Source organism: Stenotrophomonas sp. YIM B13575, from assembly GCF_042787595.1.
In the GTDB taxonomy this organism is placed as follows: domain Bacteria; phylum Pseudomonadota; class Gammaproteobacteria; order Xanthomonadales; family Xanthomonadaceae; genus Stenotrophomonas; species Stenotrophomonas lactitubi_B.
In genome coordinates this window covers 1-16,140 of sequence record NZ_JBHZOP010000129.1, presented here as the reverse complement: position 1 = coordinate 16,140, position 16,140 = coordinate 1, and the positions used below count along the sequence as shown (strand labels likewise).

Genomic DNA, 16,140 nt, shown 5'->3' with positions numbered 1-16,140 from the left:
GTCGGAGCCCTTTCCGCAGGAAAGGGCTCCGACCCCTTCTCATATGCGGAATCCAGCGGAAATCATGAAGTTGCCGGCCAGCGGCCGGCGCTACCGCCTTGTTGGCCTGACCCCACCCGGCGTCTGTGGGACAATAGGCCGCCCGCAGTTCCGCGGCCGCCTCCCGATTCCGACAGAACCATGACGCAGCCTACCCGTCGCCAGTTGGCCAACGCCATCCGCTTCCTCGCCGCCGATGCGGTTGAAACCGCAAAGTCCGGCCACCCCGGCATGCCCATGGGCATGGCCGACATCGCCGAAGTCCTCTGGAACGACTACCACCGTCACAACCCGAACAACCCGCAGTGGTTCAACCGCGACCGCTTCGTGCTGTCCAACGGCCACGGCTCGATGCTGCAGTACGCGCTGCTGCACCTGAGCGGCTATGACCTGCCGATCGAGCAGCTGAAGGCCTTCCGCCAGCTGGGCAGCCACACTGCTGGCCATCCGGAGCGTCATGAGACCCCGGGCGTGGAGACCACCACCGGTCCGCTGGGCCAGGGTTTCGCCAATGCCGTCGGTTTTGCCTTGGCCGAGAAGCTGCTGGCACAGCGCTTCAACCGCCCGGAGCTGGAAATCGTCGACCACCGTACCTGGGTGTTCATGGGTGACGGCTGCCTGATGGAAGGCATTTCCCACGAAGCCGCCTCGCTGGCCGGCACCTGGGGCCTGCACAAGCTGGTCTGCTTCTGGGATGACAACCACATCTCCATCGACGGCAACACCGAAGGCTGGTTCACCGACAACACCCCGGAGCGTTTCGAGGCCTATGGCTGGAACGTGATCCGCGGCGTCGATGGCCACGATCCGGAGAGCATCAAGGCCGGTATCGAAGCGGCCCTGTCGCAGGACGGCAAGCCGACCCTGATCTGCTGCCGCACCACGATTGGCTTTGGTTCGCCGAACAAGGCCGGCAAGGAATCCAGTCACGGCGCACCGCTGGGCAAGGACGAACTGGAAGCCACCCGCAAGGCGCTGGACTGGAACTACGGCCCGTTCGAGATTCCGGAAGAGATCTACGCCGGCTGGCGTGCCGGCGGTACCGGCACCCTGCGCCAGGCCGAGTGGGAGCAGCAGTTCGACAAGTACGCTGCGCAGTACCCGGCGGAAGCCGCTGAACTGACCCGTCGCTCGCATGGCGATCTGCCGGCCGACTTCGTTGCCAAGGCCGATGCCTACATCGCCCAGGTTGCCGCCGAAGGCCAGACCATTGCCTCGCGCAAGGCGTCGCAGCTGGCCATCGAGGCGTTCGCGCCGCTGCTGCCGGAAATCGTGGGCGGTTCGGCTGACCTGGCACACTCGAACCTGACCCTGTGGAAGGGCAGCAAATCCGTCGCCACCGACGATGCCAATGCCAACTACGTGTACTACGGTGTGCGCGAGTTCGGCATGACCGCGATCGCCAACGGCCTGGCCCTGCACGGTGGTTTCATTCCGTTCGACGCCACCTTCCTGGTGTTCAGCGATTACGCCCGCAATGCCGTGCGCATGAGCGCGCTGATCCCGGCCCACGCCATCCACGTCTACACCCACGACTCGATCGGCCTGGGCGAAGACGGCCCGACCCACCAGCCGGTGGAGCACCTGGCCTCGCTGCGCTACATCCCGAACAACGACGTGTGGCGCCCGTGCGATGCGGTCGAGTCGGCCGTGAGCTGGAAGGCTGCGATCACCCGCCAGGACGGCCCGAGCTGCCTGGTGTTCAGCCGCCAGAACCTGCCGCACCAGCCGCGCGACGCCGAGCAGATCGCACAGATCGAGCGTGGCGGCTATGTGCTGGCCGATGCTGCCGGCACCCCGGACGTGATCCTGATCGCGACCGGTTCGGAAGTCTCGCTGGCGACCGAGGCGAAGGCGCAGCTGGACGCGGCCGGCCTGAAGACCCGCGTGGTCTCGATGCCGTCCACCGATGTGTTCCTGCGCCAGGATGCGGCCTACCGCGAATCGGTGCTGCCGAACGCCGTGCGCAAGCGCGTGGCGATCGAAGCCGGCATCACCGGCTTCTGGCGCCAGTTCGTCGGCCTGGACGGCGCAGTGATCGGTATCGACACCTTCGGTGCGTCGGCCCCGGCCGACAAGCTGTACCAGCACTTCGGCATCACCACCGCGCACGTGGTGGAAGCGGCCAAGGCGCTGTAAGCCGCGCTGCATGGAATACGGGGAGGCCGGCGCTAGCCGGCCTTTCTCGTTTGCGGAGCGAAACGAATCGCCCGCGCGTCAGTAGATCCACGCCATGCGTGGATAGGCGTTACATCGCGTGCCGCACGTCCATCAGCGCAAACCCCAAAAGATTCAATCCGCGCCACTGCGCCGGGTTGTGCGCGTCGGCGTGATCCTTGGCCAGGCCGATTCCCCAGACAACATCCACCGGACTGGCTTCCACCAGGACCTGATCTTCCGTGGCGCGCAGGAAATCGCCCAGCGCCGCATTCTGCGAGAACTTGGCCCGATTGCCTTCGACCACCAGGGCGTAGCGCGCCTGCGCCCAGAGAGCCTCGTCGAAGCCCTCGATCTTCCGGCCCAGCGTTTTCACCTTGTCAGGCGTGCGGCTGGCGAGAACCTGTTCGAGGATGTCGGTGGCACCAAACAGTCGCGCTTTGCCGGCCATCATGAAGTGCTCGGCGGTGGGGTAGTGCACGCCGTCGATGTTGAAACCTGCGTCGTACCACTGGCTGAAACACGACGCCGCCACGCCCGTGCGCGGCGGCTGGTGGCCCCAGAAGCAGAGATAGCGCAGGTGCTCGCCATCGGCTTGGCGGCGTTGCAGGTCATGCAGGAAACGGGAATCGTTGTTCATCCGCACAGGATAGCGTGCCGCGCCACTGCGGTAGGTGCCAACCCTGGTTGGCACTGATCGTTATCCGCCGGGCATGGCCCGGCGCTACCATCCGCGCGATTACGCGGTGCGTGCCAGGGCCAGCCTCAACAACCGTGCATTGAGCCGTTCGCCGAAGTCCTTGGGCGACTGCAGTTCCATCCGCTGCAGGTACACCGCGTCGCCATCACCTGCAGGCTGCCACAGCGCGTCCCACACGGTGCGCAGCTTGCTGCCGCGCGTCTGCGTGTTGGCCTTCAACCAGCCCAGCGCCTTCACCAGCACCTGTTCGATCTCGTTGAAGTCGCTGCCCAAAGGATAATCGGGCAGGGTGCCATCGTTGCGGAACTGCGCCAGCGTCGCCGCCAGTGCCTGTGGTGTGTTGCGCTGCTGCCGCTGCACATCGGGTTGTGCCGTTGCTGCCAGCTTGCGCGCCGCGAAGGCCTGCTGCAGCAGTGCGTCCTGGAACGGCGCCTCGGTGATCGCCGCCATCGCGTGCACGCAGTCGTCATCGGTCAGGCCGCGCACATCGGCGATGCCGTACTCGTTGAGATAGATGTCACGCAGGTGGCGCGGAATGGTCGTGTGCCCGTAATTCCAGCGCACATTGGATTCGCGCTGGCCGCGATCATCACGGGCGGCGCGGAACATCAACACACTGCGCGCTTCCGGCAGCGCATGCGCCATCGCCACGAAGTTGTACTGGCCGCCCACACCGGAGACCACACGGCCGTCTTCCAGTGCATCGGACACCGCTGCGCCCAGTGCGGTGGCCATCATGCAGGAATTGAAGAAGCGCGCGTGCCGGCGCTGCAGGCGTTCCAGTGTTTCGTTGCCGCCGTACAACTGGTTGATCTCGCTGATGCGGCGCATGCCGATCGCCCGGCATTCGTCCTCGGGCAGGGTGCGCAGCCATTCGTAGAATTCGGATGAGCCCAGGTAGAACGCGCCGTGCAGGTATTCGCCCTCCGCCTCCAGCGTGGCGTGGTCGATGGACAGCGTGCTGCCGTTCTCGATGCGTTGCATCAACGCCAGGTCATCATGCACCTTGCGCTTGATCACGCCGGTCTGCACCAGCCGGCGGAAGCCCTCGTTGAGCATTTCGCTGCAGCCGTACAGGCCGATCTCGAACGGCTCCAGCCCGCCGATCTCCTGTACCAGCGGATGGCTGGCCAGTTGCGGGTCCAGCGCATCCAGCACGCGCCGGTAGCGCGCGTTGTCGGTGTGGCGCAGTACCAGTGCATGGCTGAGTGCATCGGCCAAGGTGCCGATGCCGATCTGCAGCGTGCCGCCGTCGCGCACCAGGGTGCTGGCATACAGGCCGATGGCGTAGTCGGCGTCGGCCACCGGTTGCCGCGGCAGCCCGAACAACGCCGGATACGGTGGCGGCGGGGTGATGACCAGATCGAAGAAGGACACGTCGACCGTGGCCGTGCCACCCAGATACGGCAGCTGCGGATCGATCTCGGCAACCAGCAGCGGGCGCGGCAGGCCGCGCGCGATCATCGCGTCCAGCGTGTCCTGGGTGATGTCGTTGTTGCAGGACAGCGACAGGCGCCGGTCATCCGGGCGCATCGCTACTTTCTGCACGATCACCTGCGGCGCGCGCTGGGCCACGGCGTCGGCAGCGTGGGTGTAGTTGAGGCTGGTGTAGCTGGACTGCGCCTGCCGCGAGCCGAGCAGGGCACCGGACTGCATGTAGAACTCTTCCACCTGCACATGCGCCGGCAATGCGTCGCGCGCGATTGCATCGGCGTAGGCAAGGCGCGGGAAGTCTTCACCGAAATGGCGCGCCGCGAACGGCGCCATGAAGCGCGCTTCCAGGCCGTCTCCCTTCGCCCGCGGCGGGTTCAACGACAGGGCGGTATACAGCTGCAGCGGCCGTGACGGATCCTGTTCCACACGCGCATACAGGGCGTTGAGCAGGCGGTGAGGTTTGCCCAGCGCCAGCGGCGCACCGATCCGCAGCGGCCCATCCACGCGCGCGAACAGCCAGTCAACGGCGGCGTCGAGGTCGGTGAGGTGTTCGGTCATCCGGGGCGGTCCTGCTGGGGGGAGTGCTGGCATTACAGCATGTCGGGCTTGAACCGCCGTCGACGCGAGACTTCGGCGCCGGACACCATGAACCGGCCATCGCCGCGGTAATGCACCGTGCGCGGCAGCTTGGGGCGCGGCGCCACGTGCGCGCGCACGATTTCCCAGATGAAGAGATTGCTCGATTCGACCTGGCTGTCGTCATGCAGGCGGCACTCGAAACTGGAATGGCACTGGCCCACCAGCGGCGCCCCCACGTCCCGCGCCGGCACCGCATCCAGGCCGAACCGTTCGAACTTGTCGACGTCGCGGCCACTGCAGTTGCCGATGTCGACCACGGTGTCCAGCAGTTCGACCGCGGGTACGTTGATCACGCACTCGCCGCTGCCACGGGCCAGGCCGAAGCTGTGGTTCTCGTTCCACAGGTAGGTGGCCACCAGCGAGGGCGAGAAGCCCATCACCATGTGCCAGCCCATCGTCATCAGGTTGCGCTGGCCACGCCAGGCGGTGCTGACCAGCACGATGGGGCCGGGCTCGAGAAAGCGCCGGGCCTGCTCGACCGGGAAATCACGCTTGCGCAAAGGCTTCATGCCGGTACCTGCGGTGGAGGCCCCCCATGCTGGCGCAGGCGCGATGAAGTACGGGTCGAGGGGTTGACAGTCGGTTCGATTACGCGCGTAATCGAATTGTCGATTACGGATGTAAACCATGACCCCGATCAGCGAAGCCGAGGCCGTAGTGATGGAGGTGCTGTGGCAGCAGGCACCGCGTACCGCCGATGAGGTCGTGGCCGCTCTGGCCCACCGCGACTGGGCCGAGCCGACCATCAAGACCCTGCTCAACCGCCTGCTGACCAAGGGCGCCATCGCCGCCGAGCGCGACGGCCGGCGCTATCTGTACCGGCCGCTGCTGCAGCGCCAGGCATGGGTCGAGACGCAGAGCCAGGACTTCATCGGGCGTGTGTTTGAAGGCCGTGTGGCGCCGCTCGTGGCGCATTTCAGCGAGCGCGGCCAGCTCAGCGCGCAGGACATCACCGAACTGAAGAAGCTGATCCAGGAGCTGGACCATGAATGAGCTGCTTGATGGGCTGTGGCAGGCCAGCCTGTGGCTGGCGCTGGGCGTGGTCCTGCAGGCGGCGGTGCGGCCGCTGCTGGTGCGACTGGGCGGCGCTGGACTGGTGTATCGCAGCTGGTGGCTGCTGCCGCTGCTGCTCGCGGCGCTGTTGCTTCCCCTGCCGCAGGTCGCGCTGTTGCAGCATGTGCCGACCTTGCCGCTGAAGGTCGTGCCCGAAGCAGTGGAAGGCCTGCCAACGGCGTCGATGCAGTGGCCCTGGGTGCTGTTGCTGGTGTGGATACTGGGCGCGGGCCTCTGCCTGCTGCGCGACCTGCGCGCACAGCGTCGCTTCGAACGTGGCATGGGCGGCCTGCGGGCGCGTGCCGATGGCAGCTGGCAGGCCAGTGGCGATCCTGGGCTACCCGCGCTGGTGGGCCTGTGGCGGCCGCGCATCGTGGTCGGCCCCGATTTCGACCAGCAGTTCACCGTGCAGGAGCAGCGCCTGATCCTGCAGCACGAGCGCAGCCATCGTCGCAACGGCGATCACTGGGCCAACGGCGTGCTGCTGCTGATGCGCGCGATGTTCTGGTTCCACCCGTTGCAGCCATGGGCCGCACGTCGTTTCCTGCGTGACCAGGAACTGGCCTGCGATGCCCGCACCATTGCCCCGCAGCCAGCGCTGCGCGGCCTGTACGCCAGCACGCTGCTGAAGGCGCAGCTGGTCCACCCGGTTGCGCCGGCGGTCTGCCATTGGCGCAGCCAACCCGTGTTGAAGGAGCGTATCGCCATGTTGCAGCAGTCCAAGCGGAAGGCATTGCCGTGGGTGTCGGGTCAGGTGCTGGTGGTCGGGTTGTGCCTGGGGATGGGGGCGGTGGCGTGGGCCAGCCAGAGTGGCGCAATGGCGGTCGGACCAGCGGTGGCCGTCATGGATCGGGAGATCCGGGTCGACAAGATGCCGCCGCCGAGCTACCCGAAGAGCGCGTTCGAGCAGAGCCAGACAGGCGTCGTGGTGCTCCGCGTCGACGTCGATGCGCAGGGCGCGGTCAGCGATGTGCGTGTAGTGAGCGCCACCAATCCGGGCGTATTCGAAGCGGTATCGATTGCAGCAGCGCGAAGCTGGACCTATCGCCCGGCGCTGAAGAATGGCAAGCCGGTGGCGGGTGCCGTGCGTATTCCGATCACCTTCGCCATGGATGAGAGCGACGACGTGACGGAGACCGCCAGGTGATGCGCATCGCGCTGCTGTTGGCAGCGGGGATGCTGGCAGGCTGCGCTACCCGGGAACGGCTGACCACCGTCGATACCCGCAATGAAAGCGTCGGCCATCAACGCCTGCATGCGGAAGGGAAAGGTGGCAGCAGCCAGGTGCAGGCGTACACGCTGGGAGCAACCGAGGGCTATCGGATGCCGCAGCTGTATGCAGCGCCGGATCCGCAGATCGGTGATCGTGACCCGCGCACCGAGCTGGCGCCGACCACGATCTGCCTGCAGGTGGTGATCGATGCCGAAGGCGCTGTCGAGCGAAGCCTGGCGCTGGTCGACCGCAGCGAATGCGCTGCAGGCGCGGCAAGCGAGAATGCGCCTCTGCTGCAGGCGGCGCAGGAGGCGGTGGCGATGTGGAAGTATTCACCCGCCGCCGTCTGCCACTTCGCACCCGGCAAGGTGCCGAACGACCGTGGCGACTGCGAAGGCGCCGAGCGCGTTGAGCCCGTGCCGGTGAGCCTGCTGTATGCCTTCACCTTCGAGATCGTGAAGGGCCAGCATGTGGTGCGCACGCAGGGCAAATGACGCCGCGTCATTGCCGGAGCGATGAGGCGGCTATGCAGCCCTCACGCTCCGCCCTGGATGTTCGCCTTCACCGCCGGCTGCATCAGCGTTGGCTCTGCCAGCGTCGCATCACGCGCCTGACGAACGCTGACAAATTCGGCTTCGGCCACGCCGTCATGCACGTGGATGTTGTGCGCGCGCTGTTCACCGATGGTGGTTTCGTTGGCGAAATCGCGGCCGCCCGGGCCGTAGTCGTGGCAGACGAACACGCGGGTGGCATCGGGCAGGGCAAGCAGGCGCTGGATCGAGCGGTACAGCTGCGCGGCGTCGCCGCCGGGGAAGTCGCAGCGCGCGGTGCCGCCATCGGGCATGAACAGCGAATCGCCGGTGAAGACAGCATCGTCGATCAGATAAGCGATGCTGTCGCTGGTGTGGCCGGGCACGGCGATGATGCGCCCCTGCAACTCACCCAGTGCGAAGGTCTCGCCATCGGCGAACAGGTGATCGAAGACCGCATGTTCCTCGGGCAGCTGCAGGCCATAGCGCGGTGCGAACGTGGCCTGCACCGCGCGGATGCCTTCGCCGATGGCCAACGTCGCCTGTGGGAATCGCTGTTTGAGCCGGCGCCCCGCCGACACGTGGTCGGCGTGGGCGTGGGTTTCCAGCAGCCAGCGCACGTGCAGCTGCTGCTGCGCGATGGCGTCGAGCATAGCGCGCACCGGCGACTCGCTGCTGGCGTCGGTATCCGGGGCGTAATCCAGTACCGGGTCGATCAGCGCGGCCTCCCTGCTGGCCGGGTCGCTGACCAGGTAGCTGAAGGTATTGCTGTCACGGTGGAAGAACGATTGCACCTGGACCGACATCGGATACTCCTCAGCGTGTGGCGAGCACGCGGTTCAGCAACTGCGCCAGGTTTTCGCCGGCCAGTCGCAGCTGCGCTTCGGCCACAGGCCGATAGCGCGTGGTGTAGTCGTCGCCGATCTTACGCGAGGCAGGGTAAACGCCAGGTTGCACGGAAATGCGGCAGCTGGCTTCAGCCCAGCTGACCGGATCACGCTGCGGGTTGGACTGGCGTGCCAGCTTCGGCGCCGGCAGCGCGCGCAGCACCGGCAGGTAACCGGCATCGTCGACCTTGCGGGTATTGAGCATGCCGCTGTCCCACAGCGAGTGCAGGTTGGTGCCGCGGTTGCCGAACTGCAGCTGGAAATCGTTGCCGCCCTTGTCATGGCCGTAGCCGGCGTGCATCGGCTGATGGATGTCGCCGACCAGGTGCACGACGAACTTCAGCGCCTGCAGGCGCTCGCCATCGGTCAGGCTGCGGTCGCCGAGGATCGCGCTTTGCGCCTTCAGCGCTTCGACGATGCAGTTGCCGCTCTTGCAGTGCTTCGGCGCCTCGTAATGGCAGCCATCTTCGGCGATGTTGACGTAGTGCCAGCCGGCCGAGCGACGGCCCAGGCCGGGGTCCTTGGCGCGCAGCTGGTCGGCCCAGGGCGCGATGCTGGCCAGGGTGGCGCCGGGTTCGGTGGCCAGCAGGCGGTCGACTTCGGTGCGCGCGGTCGGGTTGAGGCGGCTGTCGGCCACTTCGGCGACCAGGCGGTGGCCTTGCGCGCCCCAGGCATGGGCGGGTGCGGACAGGGTCAGCAGGGCCGGCGCGAGGGCGGCGGCGAGGAACAGGGAGTGCAGTGCTTTCATCCGCTCATTCTAGCCAGCGGGGGAGATGGGTGGTTGATGGAAAGCGGCGCGTTCCTGTTCTCTGGGCGGATGGCTGCAGGGACAGGCGCTGCGGGACACGCCGCAAGTACGTCCCTGTAGGCTCGGCCGCGGCATCCATGCCGCGGACGGTCCCGCACCGCCTGCCCCTGCAGCCACCATCCAACATGGCCGCGTTGGCGGATGCAAACGACAAAAGCAGAATCACAGTCAAATGCAGGATCACATCCTGCAGCCCGCAATCGCATGCAGCCGACGGCAACTGCGCAATGCGGTTGCCGGCTTCTGCTTGCGCTTGCGCGCGCGTGGAAAATGGAAGGGCGAGGCAGGGGAAGGGGACGGGACCGTTGGCGACATGGATGGCGCCATCGAGCCCCCAGGGATGGGTTTACGGCGTGTCCCGGCCCCTTCCCCTGCCTCGACCCACACCGGTACCTGCGCCGGTCGTGCCCAACAAAAAAGCCCCGGCACACACATACCGGGGCAACATGCTGCGAGGGTTTTGCCTGTAGCGGGGGAGCGGGGGCGAAGCCCCCGCCAAACAACCCCTTAGAACTTGAAGACGTAGGACGCGCCGTAGACCAGCGGATCGATGTTGACCGTGCCGATCTTCTCGCCGTCCAGCTTCACCTTGCTGTCGATGTCGATCCAGCGCATGTCCACGCGCAGGGCGCCCTTCTCGCCAATCGCGAAGTCGATGCCCGCATGCGCGGCCAGGCCCCACGAATCCTGCAGCTTCAACTTGCTGCCTGCCAGCGCACCGGTGGTGTCTTCGCTGAAGAAGGTGGTGTAGTTCAGGCCGGCGCCGACGAACGGCGACACCTTGCCCTTGCTGTTGAAGTGGTACTGCAGGGTGACCACCGGCGGCAGCTGCTTGGTGCTGCCCACGCGGCCCAGGCCGTTGATGTTGATGTCGTGCTTGAAGGGCAACGCCGCCAGCACTTCGATGCCGAGGTTGTCGGCGATGAAATACTCACCGGTGATGGTCGGCTTGACGTCGTTGTCGACGTCGACCTTCAGGGTGCCGCCGGCCAGCCAGCCGTTGTTCGACTTCGGGGCGACCTGGTGCACGCCGGCAGAAATGGTCCAGTCACCCTTGGACTGGGCCATGGCCGGAGCAGCGGCCAGCGACAGGGCGGCGGCCAGGCTGGCCACGATCAGGGGGGAGGTCTTGCGCATGGGGGTGATCTCGTTGCTGGGTGGATGTGGCCAGTCTCGGCCTCACGCCGCGCTAACGCTTTGATCCGGATCAAATCCTGTCCGGCCCCCGTCCGGGCGGCGGCCTTGGCCGGCGGTGGTCAAGGCCGGCCTGCTAGACTTGTGGGCCCTATCCACCCCGCCGCACCTGTCGCGGCTGCAGGAGCTTGAGAACATGGCAATCAAGGTTGGTATCAACGGTTTCGGTCGCATCGGGCGTAACGTCCTGCGCTCGGCGGTGCTGAACTTCGGCGACGACATCGAAATCGTGGCCATCAACGATCTGCTGGAGCCGGATTACCTGGCCTACATGCTCAAGTACGACTCCGTGCACGGTCGTTTCAAGGCCGACGTAGCCGTCGATGGCAAGGATCTGCTGGTCAACGGCAAGAAGATCCGCCTGACCCAGGAACGCGATCCGTCCAACCTGAAGTGGGACGAAGTCGGCGTTGACGTCGTGCTCGAAGCCACCGGCCTGTTCCTGGACAAGGTCAGCGCGCAGAAGCACATCGATGCCGGCGCCAAGAAGGTCATCCTGTCGGCACCGTCGAAGGACGACACGCCGATGTTCGTGTTCGGCGTGAACGACAAGACCTACGCCGGCCAGGCGATCATCTCCAACGCCTCGTGCACCACCAACTGCCTGGCGCCGCTGGCCAAGGTCATCAATGACAAGTGGGGCATCAAGCGCGGCCTGATGACCACCGTGCATGCGGCCACCGCCACCCAGAAGACCGTCGATGGCCCGTCCAACAAGGACTGGCGCGGCGGCCGCGGCATCCTGGAGAACATCATTCCGTCCTCCACCGGTGCGGCCAAGGCCGTCGGCGTGGTCATTCCGGAACTGAACAAGAAGCTGACCGGCATGAGCTTCCGCGTGCCGACCTCGGACGTGTCGGTGGTCGATCTGACCGTCGAGCTGGAAAAGGAAGCGACCTACGCCGAGATCTGCGCCGAAGTGAAGGCACAGAGCGAAGGCGCGCTGAAGGGCATCCTGGGCTACACCGAGGACAAGGTGGTTGCCACCGATTTCCGCGGTGAAACCCACACTTCGGTGTTCGATGCCGACGCCGGCATCGCCCTCGACGGCACCTTCGTCAAGCTCGTGTCGTGGTACGACAACGAGTGGGGCTACTCCAACAAGTGCCTGGAAATGGCCAAGGTCGTCGCAGCCAAGTAAGGCCTGCGAAGATCGTCGCACGAACCCCGGCCTGGCCGGGGTTCGTCGTTTAAGGGGCCCGGCCTGACGTAGCATGGGCCGGTCGACCGCCGCCATCGTGGCGCGCGGGATCGCATTGGAAGGCGAGGAATGGAAGCACTCTTGGTCCTGGCAGTACTGGTCCTGCTGGCGATACCGCTGCTGCTGGTGGTGGCGCTGGTGATGATTGCCGGCCTGCGCCGGCGGGTCGCCGCGCTGGAGGCCGCACAGACCGTGCAGGTCGCGCCCATCCCGGTCGGGACGGTAGGCCGTGCGCCCTCGGCCGTAGCCGAGCCGCCGCGCGCGCCTGCGGCAACACGCGAGCCCAGCAGCGAGCCCTCGTTCCTGCGGCCCACGGCAACCCCTGCATCAGCGCCGGTCGCCGCCCGCGAAGAGTTGCCGCTGCCGGCCCAGCCCGCGCGTCCGCTGCCGCCACCACCGTTGCCACCGGAGCCCGCATTGCCGCCGTTGCCGGCAGAACCGGCCCTGCCGAACCTGGTCGAGCGCGCGATTGGCGCGGTCAAACACTGGTTCACCCAGGGCAACGTGCCGGTGAAGATCGGCATGCTGGTGCTGCTGGCCGGTGTCGCCGCGCTGCTCAAGTACGTCAGCGATCAAGGCTGGCTGGTGGTGCCGGTCGAACTGCGGCTGGCGGGCATCACCGTCGGTGCGCTGGGCCTGCTGGCCTTCGGCTGGCACCAGCGCGAGCGCCGGCGGATGTTCGCGCTGGCCCTGCAGGGCGGCGCCATCGGCGTGCTGCTGCTGACCATCTTCGCTGCCTTCAAGCGCTTCGATCTGCTCGCGCCCGGTTTCGCTTTTGCCAGCTCGATCGCGCTGGTGGCGGGGCTGTGCGTGCTGGCGGTGGTGCAGAACTCGCGCACGTTGGCGGTGCTGGGCATCCTGGCGGGCTTCATGGCGCCGCTGTGGCTGTCCACCGGCAGTGGCAACCACGTCGGGCTGTTCAGCTACTACGCCGTGCTCAACGCGGGCATTTTCGCCATCGCCTGGTATCGGCCGTGGCGTGTGCTGAACCTGCTCGGTTTCGCGTTCACCTTCGGCATCGGCACGTTCTGGGGCGTGCTGCAGTACGACGCAGCCAAGTTCGCCAGCACCGAACCGTTCCTGCTGCTGTTCTTCGCCTTCTACCTGCTGATTCCGCTGTTGTATGCGCGCCGGCAGCCGGCCGGGCGGCGCGATCTGGTCGACGGCAGCCTGGTGTTCGGCACGCCGCTGATCGCCTTCTCGCTGCAGGCCGGCATGCTGCACGAACAACCGATGACGCTGGCCCTGTGTGCGCTGGGCCTGGCCGCGATCTATGCGCTGCTGGCACGGGCGCTGATTGCGCGCGCGTCGTACACGGTGCTGGCGCAGTCGCATGCGGTACTGGCGGTGGGCTTTGCGACGCTGGCGGTGCCGTTGGCATTCTCGGCGCGGGCCACCGGCGCGGTATTCGCGCTGGAAGGCGCCGGTCTGGCCTGGCTGGGGTTGCGCCAGAAGCGCTGGTTGCCGCAGGTGACCGGTGCGCTGCTGCAGCTCGCCGCCGCATTCGCGTTCGTGGTGGGTGCCGACCATTGGCACCAGGACCAGCGCTTCCTGCTCAACCCGACCGCGATCGGCGCGCTGCTGCTGGCCGTGGCAGGTTTCGCGGCCGCGTGGAGCTATCAGCGCAGGCAGCGCCATGACATCGCCCTGGCGTACTACCTGTGGGGCCTGCTGTGGTGGTTGGGCGGCCTGGTGCATGAAATCGGCCGCTTCTTCCCGCATTCGGTGCAGGCCGATGCCGTGCTGGTGCTGGCCGCCGTCACCGCCTGGCTGGCGTCGGAAGTACAGCGCCGCATGCCGGCGCGTGCGCTCGGCGTGACCGCGCTGGCGATGCTGGCGGCGGGCTTCCCGTTGGCGCTGCTGCAAAGCGACGCGCACCAGCAGCCGTTTGCGGGCTACGGCGCATTGGCGTGGGCAGTGTTCGCTGTGCTCGGCGTGCGCAGCCTGCTGTGCCTGCGTCAGGGCAGTGGCGGCGTGGCCCGTATCGCGCAGTTCCTGTGGTGGCTGCTGTGGCCGTCGCTGCTTTCGCTGCTGGCCCTGTGGGGCGGCGGCGACGCGCGCCTGGCGCAGGGCTGGACCGCGCTGCTGGTGACCCTGCCGTGGTTGCTGCTGGCGGCACTGTCGCTGTGGCGCTGGAACGTGCTGCGCTGGCCGCTGGGTGCTGCGTTTGATCCGGTGCGCCTGCCGCTGCAGAGCGTGATTTTCGCGGTGCTGGCGTTGGCCTGGTTGTTCGGCCTGACCCTGGCGGGTGACGCCACGCCGTTGCCGTGGCTGCCGCTGCTCAATCCTGCCGAACTGGCACAGTGGGTCAGCCTGTTGCTGATCGCGCGCTGGCTGTATGACGCGCAGGGACCGGCGCCGCTGCAGCGGTTGCGTGTGCCGGTGCTGGCCGTAGCCGGTTTCATCGCGTTGACCAGCACCGTGCTGCATGGCGTGCATCACTGGGGCGGGGTGGCCTGGGATCCGACAATGGCCCGCTTCAGCCTGGCGCAGACCAGCCTGACCGTGTTGTGGAGCGTGCTCGGCGTGATCGCCTGGGTGTGGGGCTCGCGTCGCGGCCAGCGTGTGCTGTGGATGGTCGGTGCCGTGTTGATGGCCGTGGTACTGGCCAAGCTGGTGCTGATCGACCGCCAGCACCTGGGCAACCTGCTGGGAATCGCATCGTTCATCGCCTACGGCCTGCTGTGCACCGTGGTGGGCTACCTGGCGCCCGCGCCGCCGAGCGCGCCGCCAACCGTGGAGGAAAACCAATGAGAAAGTGGAGCCGAGTGTTGCTGCCGGTCTTGTTCGGCGTGGCCGGTGCGGTTGCCGCGCAGGCCACGGACTACCGCGCGCAGTACGCCGAACAATGGCCGCTGAGCCTGTCCAGCGCGCAATCCGGTGCCTACCGGGTGGTGCTGGAGCCGGCGATCTACCGCCGCGCAGGCGCCGCCGATCTGGGCGACCTGCAGGTGTTCAACGCCGCCGGTCAGGCACTGCCGTCGGCGCTGCTGGCACCGGACCAGCCGTTGGCGCAGCCGCCGGTGCAGCGCGAGCTGCCGTGGTTCCCGCTGCCACCGCTGGCCGAGGCCCAGCGCAACGACCTGCAGCTGCTGACCGAGCGCGATACCGACGGCCGTGTGCGCCGGGTCGAGGCTCGGCTCGGTGGCGGTGGTGCGGTGGCAAACGGGCAGGGCGGCTGGTTGATCGATGCCAGCGTGCTCGGCCAGCAACCGCTGGCGGCACTGGTGCTGGACTGGGCCGAAAGTGGCCAGCCGCTGCAGGCGCAGGTGCAGCTTGATGCCAGCGACGATCTGCAGCACTGGCAGTCGATCGCCCGCGATGTCCCCCTGGTGGACCTGCAGCGCGCGGGCAAGCGCCTGCTGCAGCGCCGCCTGCAGGTCGACAGCAACGTGCGCTACCTGCGGATCCTGCCGCAGGGCGAGGCGCGCCTGCCGGAACTGCGCAGCGTCCTGGCGGAACTGCCGCCGGCGCCGGCAACGGTGCCGTGGGAGTGGCTGTCGCTGGAACCGACCGCGCAGGGCAAGGGTGAATTCACCTTTGAACTGGATGGTCGCTTCCCGGTGACCCGCGCCGATGTGGCCAGCACCGACAACAGCCTGGTGCAGTGGACCCTGTTCAGTCGCGATGACGCTGCCGCGGAGTGGCAGCGCCGCAGCGCGCCGTGGATCGCCTATCAGCTGCAGCAGGGCGCACCGGGCCAGCGCCAGCAATCGGCGGCACAACCGCTGGGCGGCATGTACCGCGACCGCTACTGGAAGCTGGTCGCGAGCCCGGTGGAGACCACCAGCGCCCCGACCCTGCGCCTGGGCTATCAACCGGAAGTGATGGTGTTCCTCAGCCAGGGCGCGGCGCCCTACGCACTGGCCGTGGGCAGTACCACCGCGCGCCGCGCGGAGGCACCGATCACGGTGCTGATCGAGGAACTGCGCCAGCGCAATGATCCGTCGTGGCAGCCGACGCTGGCACGCTTGGAAGGCAGTCCGGAGACGCTGGCCGGTGATGCGGCGCTGAAGCCGCAGCACGACTGGAAGGCGTGGCTGCTGTGGGCGCTGCTGGGACTGGGGGTGCTGGTTGTCGGCGGACTGGCGTTGAGCCTGCTGAAGCAGAAGCCGTCGCCTTCGGCGTAGTTTGCAGCGAACGGCGCAGCCCCTCGTGGGTGGTCGGTTGGTTGCGTAGAGCAAAAGCCGCGCTTGGCCGGGCGGGTGGGCTGGGCAGGGGACGCCGCAAGTACGTCCCTGTAGGCTTGGCAGCCGCATCCATGCGGCTGACACCCCTGCCCAGC

Annotated in this window: 13 protein-coding genes; 7 read left to right on the top strand and 6 right to left on the bottom strand. The window is 67.2% G+C overall.

What is annotated here, in order from left to right; translation table 11 throughout:
* The first annotated feature begins 180 nt into the window (after nucleotides 1-180).
* Nucleotides 181-2,178, top strand: a complete 1,998-nt coding sequence (tkt, locus tag ACFX4F_RS18095) for a transketolase (RefSeq protein WP_099820836.1) — start codon at nucleotides 181-183, stop codon at nucleotides 2,176-2,178.
* A gap of 109 nt (nucleotides 2,179-2,287) precedes the next feature.
* Here tkt and ACFX4F_RS18090 read toward each other — a convergent pair whose 3' ends face one another.
* The 3 genes from ACFX4F_RS18090 to ACFX4F_RS18080 form a co-directional block, all read right to left on the bottom strand.
* Complete coding sequence (locus ACFX4F_RS18090; RefSeq protein ID WP_380657614.1) at nucleotides 2,288-2,836, bottom strand: NADAR family protein; 549 nt, start codon at nucleotides 2,834-2,836, stop codon at nucleotides 2,288-2,290.
* A gap of 99 nt (nucleotides 2,837-2,935) precedes the next feature.
* Nucleotides 2,936-4,888, bottom strand: coding sequence for an acetyl-CoA hydrolase/transferase C-terminal domain-containing protein (locus tag ACFX4F_RS18085; protein WP_380657612.1), 1,953 nt, complete (start codon nucleotides 4,886-4,888; stop codon nucleotides 2,936-2,938).
* Nucleotides 4,889-4,920: 32 nt separating this feature from the next.
* Nucleotides 4,921-5,478 (bottom strand): flavin reductase family protein, encoded by a 558-nt coding sequence (locus tag ACFX4F_RS18080; protein WP_380657610.1) that lies wholly within the window; start codon nucleotides 5,476-5,478, stop codon nucleotides 4,921-4,923.
* Between the two features lie 118 nt (nucleotides 5,479-5,596).
* On the opposite strand from ACFX4F_RS18080, the gene ACFX4F_RS18075 reads away from it, so the two are divergent.
* Genes ACFX4F_RS18075 through ACFX4F_RS18065 form a run of 3 tightly spaced genes read left to right on the top strand, consistent with a single transcriptional unit; the run spans nucleotide 5,597 to nucleotide 7,729 of the window.
* Complete coding sequence (locus tag ACFX4F_RS18075) at nucleotides 5,597-5,962, top strand: BlaI/MecI/CopY family transcriptional regulator (protein WP_380657608.1); 366 nt, start codon at nucleotides 5,597-5,599, stop codon at nucleotides 5,960-5,962.
* Complete coding sequence (locus ACFX4F_RS18070) at nucleotides 5,955-7,169, top strand: TonB family protein (protein ID WP_380657606.1); 1,215 nt, start codon at nucleotides 5,955-5,957, stop codon at nucleotides 7,167-7,169. The genes ACFX4F_RS18075 and ACFX4F_RS18070 overlap by 8 nt, the downstream gene beginning before the upstream one ends.
* Nucleotides 7,169-7,729 (top strand): hypothetical protein, encoded by a 561-nt coding sequence (locus ACFX4F_RS18065; RefSeq protein WP_380657604.1) that lies wholly within the window; start codon nucleotides 7,169-7,171, stop codon nucleotides 7,727-7,729. The genes ACFX4F_RS18070 and ACFX4F_RS18065 overlap by 1 nt, the downstream gene beginning before the upstream one ends.
* A gap of 41 nt (nucleotides 7,730-7,770) precedes the next feature.
* Here ACFX4F_RS18065 and ACFX4F_RS18060 read toward each other — a convergent pair whose 3' ends face one another.
* The 3 genes from ACFX4F_RS18060 to ACFX4F_RS18050 all read right to left on the bottom strand — a co-directional run bounded on the left by ACFX4F_RS18060 (nucleotide 7,771) and on the right by ACFX4F_RS18050 (nucleotide 10,597).
* Nucleotides 7,771-8,571: an MBL fold metallo-hydrolase gene (locus ACFX4F_RS18060; protein ID WP_380657602.1), complete on the bottom strand. Its 801-nt coding sequence runs from the start codon at nucleotides 8,569-8,571 to the stop codon at nucleotides 7,771-7,773.
* A gap of 10 nt (nucleotides 8,572-8,581) precedes the next feature.
* Entirely contained in the window at nucleotides 8,582-9,400 is an 819-nt protein-coding gene (locus ACFX4F_RS18055; protein ID WP_089236636.1) for a S1/P1 nuclease, read from the bottom strand.
* 567 nt (nucleotides 9,401-9,967) lie between these two features.
* Nucleotides 9,968-10,597, bottom strand: a complete 630-nt coding sequence (locus ACFX4F_RS18050; RefSeq protein ID WP_099820845.1) for an OmpW family protein — start codon at nucleotides 10,595-10,597, stop codon at nucleotides 9,968-9,970.
* A 193-nt stretch (nucleotides 10,598-10,790) separates the two neighbouring features.
* Between ACFX4F_RS18050 and gap the strand changes: the two genes are divergently transcribed.
* The 3 genes from gap to ACFX4F_RS18035 all read left to right on the top strand — a co-directional run bounded on the left by gap (nucleotide 10,791) and on the right by ACFX4F_RS18035 (nucleotide 15,985).
* Nucleotides 10,791-11,795 carry a type I glyceraldehyde-3-phosphate dehydrogenase gene (gap, locus tag ACFX4F_RS18045; RefSeq protein WP_025874252.1) on the top strand — a complete coding sequence of 335 codons (1,005 nt, stop codon included), beginning with the start codon at nucleotides 10,791-10,793 and terminating at the stop codon, nucleotides 11,793-11,795.
* A 129-nt stretch (nucleotides 11,796-11,924) separates the two neighbouring features.
* Nucleotides 11,925-14,609 carry a DUF2339 domain-containing protein gene (locus tag ACFX4F_RS18040; RefSeq protein WP_380657599.1) on the top strand — a complete coding sequence of 895 codons (2,685 nt, stop codon included), beginning with the start codon at nucleotides 11,925-11,927 and terminating at the stop codon, nucleotides 14,607-14,609.
* On the top strand, nucleotides 14,606-15,985 hold the full coding sequence (locus ACFX4F_RS18035) for a DUF3999 domain-containing protein (RefSeq protein ID WP_380657597.1): 1,380 nt from the start codon (nucleotides 14,606-14,608) through the stop codon (nucleotides 15,983-15,985). Before ACFX4F_RS18040 ends, ACFX4F_RS18035 begins: the two co-directional genes overlap by 4 nt.
* Nucleotides 15,986-16,140: the final 155 nt, after the last annotated feature.

Excerpts from the sequence above, each read along its gene's own strand:
- ACFX4F_RS18040 (WP_380657599.1), top strand. The coding sequence starts at position 11,925 with ATGGAAGCACTCTTGGTCCTGGCAGTACTGGTCCTGCTGGCGATACCG.
- ACFX4F_RS18065 (WP_380657604.1), top strand. The coding sequence starts at position 7,169 with ATGCGCATCGCGCTGCTGTTGGCAGCGGGGATGCTGGCAGGCTGCGCT.
- ACFX4F_RS18035 (WP_380657597.1), top strand. The coding sequence starts at position 14,606 with ATGAGAAAGTGGAGCCGAGTGTTGCTGCCGGTCTTGTTCGGCGTGGCC.
- ACFX4F_RS18060 (WP_380657602.1), bottom strand. The coding sequence starts at position 8,571 with ATGTCGGTCCAGGTGCAATCGTTCTTCCACCGTGACAGCAATACCTTC.
- ACFX4F_RS18055 (WP_089236636.1), bottom strand. The coding sequence starts at position 9,400 with ATGAAAGCACTGCACTCCCTGTTCCTCGCCGCCGCCCTCGCGCCGGCC.
- tkt (WP_099820836.1), top strand. The coding sequence starts at position 181 with ATGACGCAGCCTACCCGTCGCCAGTTGGCCAACGCCATCCGCTTCCTC.
- ACFX4F_RS18085 (WP_380657612.1), bottom strand. The coding sequence starts at position 4,888 with ATGACCGAACACCTCACCGACCTCGACGCCGCCGTTGACTGGCTGTTC.
- ACFX4F_RS18075 (WP_380657608.1), top strand. The coding sequence starts at position 5,597 with ATGACCCCGATCAGCGAAGCCGAGGCCGTAGTGATGGAGGTGCTGTGG.
- ACFX4F_RS18080 (WP_380657610.1), bottom strand. The coding sequence starts at position 5,478 with ATGAAGCCTTTGCGCAAGCGTGATTTCCCGGTCGAGCAGGCCCGGCGC.
- gap (WP_025874252.1), top strand. The coding sequence starts at position 10,791 with ATGGCAATCAAGGTTGGTATCAACGGTTTCGGTCGCATCGGGCGTAAC.
- ACFX4F_RS18050 (WP_099820845.1), bottom strand. The coding sequence starts at position 10,597 with ATGCGCAAGACCTCCCCCCTGATCGTGGCCAGCCTGGCCGCCGCCCTG.
- ACFX4F_RS18090 (WP_380657614.1), bottom strand. The coding sequence starts at position 2,836 with ATGAACAACGATTCCCGTTTCCTGCATGACCTGCAACGCCGCCAAGCC.
- ACFX4F_RS18070 (WP_380657606.1), top strand. The coding sequence starts at position 5,955 with ATGAATGAGCTGCTTGATGGGCTGTGGCAGGCCAGCCTGTGGCTGGCG.